Origin of the sequence: Parvibaculum sp. (assembly GCF_040882025.1) — a bacterium.
Classification (GTDB): domain Bacteria; phylum Pseudomonadota; class Alphaproteobacteria; order Parvibaculales; family Parvibaculaceae; genus Parvibaculum.
The window spans coordinates 1-6,148 of the sequence record NZ_JBBECC010000198.1; the positions used below are offsets into that span (position 1 = coordinate 1).

Annotated in this window: 5 protein-coding genes and 1 pseudogene; all 6 read left to right on the forward strand. The window is 63.8% G+C overall.

The window, feature by feature from the left end; all coding sequences use genetic code 11:
• Positions 1 to 361 (forward strand): annotated as a pseudogene (locus WEB61_RS15155) (methyltransferase); the annotation flags it as partial.
• A 49-nt stretch (positions 362 to 410) separates the two neighbouring features.
• Positions 411 to 1,322 (forward strand): S49 family peptidase, encoded by a 912-nt coding sequence (locus WEB61_RS15160; RefSeq protein WP_368065181.1) that lies wholly within the window; start codon positions 411 to 413, stop codon positions 1,320 to 1,322.
• A gap of 48 nt (positions 1,323 to 1,370) precedes the next feature.
• Positions 1,371 to 1,571, forward strand: coding sequence for a hypothetical protein (locus WEB61_RS15165; protein ID WP_368065182.1), 201 nt, complete (start codon positions 1,371 to 1,373; stop codon positions 1,569 to 1,571).
• A 162-nt stretch (positions 1,572 to 1,733) separates the two neighbouring features.
• Positions 1,734 to 2,627, forward strand: coding sequence for a glycine--tRNA ligase subunit alpha (locus WEB61_RS15170; protein ID WP_368065183.1), 894 nt, complete (start codon positions 1,734 to 1,736; stop codon positions 2,625 to 2,627).
• Complete coding sequence (gene glyS / locus WEB61_RS15175) at positions 2,624 to 4,663, forward strand: glycine--tRNA ligase subunit beta (RefSeq protein WP_368065184.1); 2,040 nt, start codon at positions 2,624 to 2,626, stop codon at positions 4,661 to 4,663. The genes WEB61_RS15170 and glyS overlap by 4 nt, the downstream gene beginning before the upstream one ends.
• Before the next feature lie 32 nt (positions 4,664 to 4,695).
• Positions 4,696 to 6,148, forward strand: a 1,453-nt coding sequence (locus tag WEB61_RS15180) for a pyruvate, phosphate dikinase (protein ID WP_368065185.1), incomplete at its 3' end; no start/stop codon positions are given.

Consider the following 6,148-nt stretch of genomic DNA (forward strand, 5'->3'; position numbering starts at 1 on the left):
GCCCGACGCCGGCAAGGCGCAGGCGCATTTGACGCTCGGCTCCGACCTCGACGACTGGGTACGCTTCTGCTGCACGCTGGCGCGCCCCAAGGGCACCGTGACCTTCATTCATCGCGCCGATGCGTTGGCCGACCTTCTGGCCGTCATGACCGGCCATCTCGGCGGCATAGAGGTTTTTCCGCTCTGGCCGGCCTCCGGCAAATCCGCCTCGCGCATCATTGTGCGGGGCCAGCGCGATTCCAGGGCGCCGCTGGTCATCCGTCCGGGGCTGGTGCTGCATGGCCGCGACGGCCGCTTCACCGACCGGGCCGAAGCGATCCTGCGCGGCGGCGAGGCGCTGCGGCTCGACCAGCCGGGATGACGCGGGTCGTGCCTTGCTGTCGCCGCAAAGAGTTCCTATCTGGAATTTCATGAAAAATCTCATAGCGCCGTTTCTTCCTGCTCCCCTTCGCAAACATATTGCCCCCGATTGGACGCCGCGGCCGGTCGTGGCGGTGGTGCGGCTTTCGGGCATCATCGGCCCGACCCAACCGTTGCGCGGCGGACTGAACCTTGCCGCCGTCGCGCCGGCGCTCGAAGCGGCCTTTTCGATGAAGCACGCACGGGCCGTGGCCCTGATCGTCAATTCGCCGGGCGGATCGCCGGTGCAATCTTCGCTGATTTACAAGCGTATCCGCGCGCTGGCCGAAGAGAAGAGCCTGCCGGTTTATGCCTTCGCCGAGGATGTGGCGGCCTCGGGCGGCTACATGATCGCCTGCGCGGCCGACGAGATCTACGCCGATGAGAGCTCCGTCATCGGTTCGATCGGCGTCGTTTCGGCAGGCTTCGGCTTCACCGGCCTGATCGAAAAGCTTGGCGTCGAACGCCGCGTGCACACATCGGGCGAGAGCAAGGCAATGCTCGATCCCTTCCAGCCCGAAAAACCCGATGAGGTCGCGCGCCTCGAAGCGCTGCAACAGGAGGTGCACGAGAATTTCAAATCGCTGGTGCGGAAGGCCCGCGGCGAGCGGCTGAAGGCCGACGACCCCGCAATTTTCTCGGGCGAGTTCTGGGCAGGCAGCGGCGCGCTGGCACGTGGCCTGATCGACGGTCTGGCCGATCTGCGCTCCCACATGCGCGGCCTCTATGGCGACAAGGTGAAGCTGCGGCTGGTGGTGCAGCGGGCCCCCTGGTGGCGGCCCGGCAGCGGCATATCGAGCAGGCTTTGGCCCTCTTTTCCGGCCATCGGCGGCGGATTTGCCGCTGAAATGGGGGCGGGACTGGCCGACGGACTGATTGCCGCGGCCGAGAAGCGTTCCCTTTGGAGCCGTTTTGGCCTTTAATACGGAAAGCCGGGGCCGTTCCCCGGCGGATTCGAGAGGGTCGGTCCCATGACCAAGATCGTTTTCGCGGCCGTTTTCATTCTGGCTTTTTATGCCGCGTACAAGGCGCTTCAGCGCTCGGTCGAGCGGCAACGGGAAGCCTTCGCCCGCGCGCAACCGCGCGCCCGCGTCGAGCCGCGCGATCTCGGCACGCTACGCGACCGGGGCGACGGTACCTATGTGCCGGACCACAGCCGCCGCGACATCTGATTTTCGAGTGATTCCCTGAGCTTGACTGCCGGTCGCGAACGGGCGGCGGGCCGTCCGTTTGCTTGACCCTCCGGGGAGGCGCGGCTACCTTGCGCGCGCCTTTGAGCGGCGGCGCCCGCCACCCGCAACGGGCGCGAGGCGCGACACGCGGACCAGGCCAAAATGACGGCGAAGCCCGACCATTCCTTTCAGTCCCTGATCCTGAAACTGCAGGCCTATTGGGCGCGGCAGGGCTGCGTGATCCTGCAGCCCTACGACATGTCGATGGGCGCGGGCACGTTTCATCCGGCGACGACCTTGCGCGCGCTGGGCCCCAAGCCCTGGAAGGCGGCCTATGTGCAGCCGTCACGCCGCCCGACCGACGGTCGCTACGGCGAGAACCCCAATCGCTTCCAGCACTACTATCAGTTTCAGGTGATCCTGAAGCCGAACCCCGAAAATCTGCAGGAGCTTTATCTCGAAAGCCTGGCGGAGCTCGGCGTCGATGTGAAGAACCACGACATCCGCTTCGTCGAGGACGACTGGGAAAGCCCGACGCTGGGCGCCTGGGGCCTCGGCTGGGAAGTCTGGTGCGACGGCATGGAAGTATCGCAGTTCACCTACTTCCAGCAGGTCGGCGGCTTCGACTGCAATCCGGTATCGGGCGAGCTGACCTACGGCCTCGAACGCCTCGCCATGTACATTCAGGGCGTCGACAACGGCTACGAGCTCGACTTCAACGGTGCCAGGGGCGCCGACCGCGTCAGCTATGGCGACGTCTTCCATCAGGCCGAAGTCGAGTTCTCGGCGTATAACTTCGAGGCGGCGAACACCGAAATGCTGTTCCGCCATTTCGAGGACGCGGAAAAGGAATGCGCGGCGCTTCTGGATCGCGACCAGCCGCTGCCGCTGCCGGCCTATGACCAGGTCATCAAGGCGAGCCACAACTTCAACCTGCTTGATGCGCGCGGCGTCATCTCGGTCACCGAACGGCAGGCCTATATCGGCCGTGTCCGCACGCTGTCGAAAGCCTGCGCCGAAGCCTGGTTGAAGACGCCGGCAGGAGGCGGGGTGTGAGCGAACTCCTTCTCGAACTTTTCTCCGAGGAAATTCCGGCGCGGATGCAGAAACGTGCGAGCGACGATCTCGTGCGCCTCATCACCGACGCGCTGAAGGAAGCGGGCGTGGAGGGCAGGAATGCGCGCGCCTATGCGACGCCGCGCCGGCTGACGCTCGTTATCGACGGACTGCCGGACAAGACGCCGGATGTGAAGGAAGAGCGCAAAGGTCCCAAAGTCGGCGCGCCGCAACAGGCGATCGACGGCTTTCTTCGTGCGACCGGCCTCACGTCCATCGATCAGGCGACGGTGCAGGAAGACAAGAAGGGTGCTTTCTACGTCGCGGTGACGGAAAAGAAGGGTGGGGCGACGGTGGATGTCATCGCCGAAATCGTGCCCGCCGTCATCCGCGCCTTCCCCTGGCCGAAATCGATGCGTTGGGGATCGGGAAGCTTGCGCTGGGTACGCCCGCTGCATTCGATCCTCTGCATTCTTGGCGGCAAGACGATTTCATTCGAGATCGACGGCATCAAATCCGGCAACGCGACACGCGGCCACCGCTTCATGTCGCCTGATGCTTTCACGGTGAAGGACTTCGCCGGCTACGAGATGAAGCTCAACGAGGCGAAGGTTGTTCTCGATGCGGGCAAGCGCGCGCATTTCATTCACGATGCCGCGAAGGCGCTGGCCGAAGCCGAAGGGTTTGTTCTCGTTGAGGACGAAACGCTGCTCGCCGAAGTCGCCGGTCTCGTCGAATGGCCGGTGCCGCTGATGGGCAAGATCGACGACGAATTCATGTCGGTGCCGCAAGAGGTGTTGACGAGCACCATGCGCGCCAACCAGAAATATTTCGCTTGTGTCGACAAGCAGGGAAATCTCGCGCCGCGCTTTATCGTCATTGCCAATCTCGAAGCGGAAGACGGCGGCAAGGCCATCGTCAACGGCAACGAACGCGTGCTGCGCGCCCGCTTCGCCGATGCGCGCTTCCTCTGGGACCAGGACCGCAAGCAGACGCTGGAAAGCCGTTTGCCGAAACTGGAAGAAGTCGTCTTCCACGCGAAGCTCGGCACCGTACGCCAAAAGGCCGAGCGGATCGCGGACCTGGCGCGTGAAATGGCGGCACTCGTGCCGGGTGTCGATCCGAACAAGGCGGAACTTGCCGGCCGTCTCGCCAAAGCCGATCTCACCTCCGGCATGGTCGGCGAGTTTCCGGAGTTGCAGGGTCTGATGGGCGCCTATTACGCACGCAATGACGGGTTTGGAAACGAGGTCGCACAGGCGATTGCCGAGCACTATGCGCCGCTTGGCCCGACAGACGCCGTGCCAGCGACGCCGCTCGGCAAGATAGTCGCGCTGGCCGACAAGATCGATACGCTGGTCGGATTCTGGGTGATCGATGAAAAGCCGACCGGGTCGAAAGACCCGTTTGCGCTTCGCCGGGCTGCGCTGGGCGTCGTTCGTATCTTGCTCGAGAGCAATATTCGGATCAATTTGCTGTCGCTCACGGGCGTCAAGGGTCACGGGCTCCTTTTCTTCTTCGCCGATCGCCTGAAAGTCTATTTGCGCGACCGCGGCGCGCGGCACGATCTGGTCGACGCCGTCTTTGCGTTGAATGAGATGGGTCAGGCGCAGGACGATGTTGTGCTGATCGTCAAGCGCGTAGAGGCGCTGTCGGATTTCCTTGGCACCGACGACGGGAAAAACCTGTTGGCCGGTTACAAGCGCGCCAACAACATCCTCAATATCGAGGAAAAGAAGGACACGGCGACCTATGGCGGCCTGCCCGATCCGGCACTTTTCGCGCAGGATGAGGAGCGCGCGCTGTTCGACCGCATCGAGGAAGCCCGCGCCGAGGCGACGCATGCGATTGCCCGTGAGGATTTTGCCGTCGCCATGTCGGCGCTTGCGAAACTCCGCGCGCCGGTCGACGCCTTTTTCGACAAGGTGACGGTGAATGCCGACGATGCGAAGCTTCGCATCAATCGTCTGAAGCTTCTGGCGCAGATACGTGCGGCCTTGCACGAGGTTGCGGATTTTTCGAAGGTCGAGGGCTAGACTCCCGGCAAAGCCAACCAAAGGCGAGTGCGATGACGGACAAGAAGTGGGTCTATTCCTTCGGCGACGGCAAGGCGGAGGGGGGTGCCTCCTTGCGCGACCTGCTGGGCGGCAAGGGCGCCAATCTGGCCGAGATGTCGAATATCGGCCTGCCGGTTCCGCCGGGCTTCACCATCACCACCGAAGTCTGCACCGCTTTCTACGAAAACGACCGCGCCTTTCCCGGCGGCCTGAAGGAACAGGCCGAAACCGCACTTGCCGAAGTCGGCCGCGCCGTGGGCGCGACATTCGGCGACGCGAAAAATCCGCTGCTTGTGTCGGTGCGCTCCGGTGCCCGCGCCTCGATGCCGGGCATGATGGACACGGTGCTCAATCTCGGCCTCAACGACGAAACGGCGGCAGGCCTTGCCGCACGTTCGGGCGACGAACGCTTTGCCTATGACAGCTATCGCCGCTTCATTGCGATGTATTCCGATGTGGTGCTGGGCGTCGAGCATCACAATTTCGAGGAAATACTGGAATACTTCAAGGAAGAGCAGGAGTTCAGTCTCGACACGGAGCTTTCGGCCGATGACTGGAAGGGCATCGTCACGCTCTTCAAGGCGCGCGTCGAACAGGAACTCGGACGGTCCTTCCCGCAGGACGTCAACGAGCAGCTCTGGGGCGCGATCTCGGCGGTTTTCGGCTCGTGGCGCAACCGCCGCGCCGAAACCTATCGCCGCCTGCACAACATTCCCGAAAGCTGGGGTACGGCGGTCAACATCCAGGCGATGGTCTTCGGCAATATGGGCGAGACGTCGGCGACGGGTGTCGCCTTCACGCGCAATCCCTCGACCGGCGAGAAGGACTACTACGGCGAGTTTCTCGTCAACGCGCAGGGCGAAGATGTCGTCGCCGGTATCCGTACCCCGCAAAGCCTGACGAAAGAGGCGCGCGCGGCGGCGAAGGACAAGAAGCCGTCGATGGAAGAGATAATGCCCGAGGCCTTTGCCGAGCTTGCGGCCGTCTTCGACCGGCTCGAGAAGCATTATGCCGACATGCAGGATGTCGAGTTCACGGTGCAGGATGGCAAGCTCTGGATGTTGCAGACCCGCGCCGGCAAGCGCACGGCGAAGGCAGCGCTGAAGATCGCCGTCGAAATGGTGAGCGAGGGGCTGATCGACGAGAAGACGGCGATCGCGCGCGTCGATCCGGCTTCGCTCGATCAGTTGCTCCATCCGACGCTCGATCCCGATGCACCGCGCGATGTGCTGGCGACGGGGCTCCCGGCGTCGCCCGGCGCGGCCTCGGGTGAGGTCGTATTCAATTCCGAGGAAGCGGCTTCGCTGCGTCAGGCCGGCCGGAACGTCGTTCTGGTGCGCATCGAGACCAGCCCCGAAGACATCAACGGCATGCATTCGGCCGTTGCTATCCTGACGACGCGCGGCGGTATGACGAGCCATGCGGCGGTGGTCGCGCGCGGCATGGGCCGGCCTTGCGTTTCGG

Coding starts and splice junctions, on each gene's coding strand:
- WEB61_RS15160 (WP_368065181.1), top strand. CDS start 411: ATGAAAAATCTCATAGCGCCGTTTCTTCCTGCTCCCCTTCGCAAACAT.
- WEB61_RS15165 (WP_368065182.1), top strand. CDS start 1,371: ATGACCAAGATCGTTTTCGCGGCCGTTTTCATTCTGGCTTTTTATGCC.
- WEB61_RS15170 (WP_368065183.1), top strand. CDS start 1,734: ATGACGGCGAAGCCCGACCATTCCTTTCAGTCCCTGATCCTGAAACTG.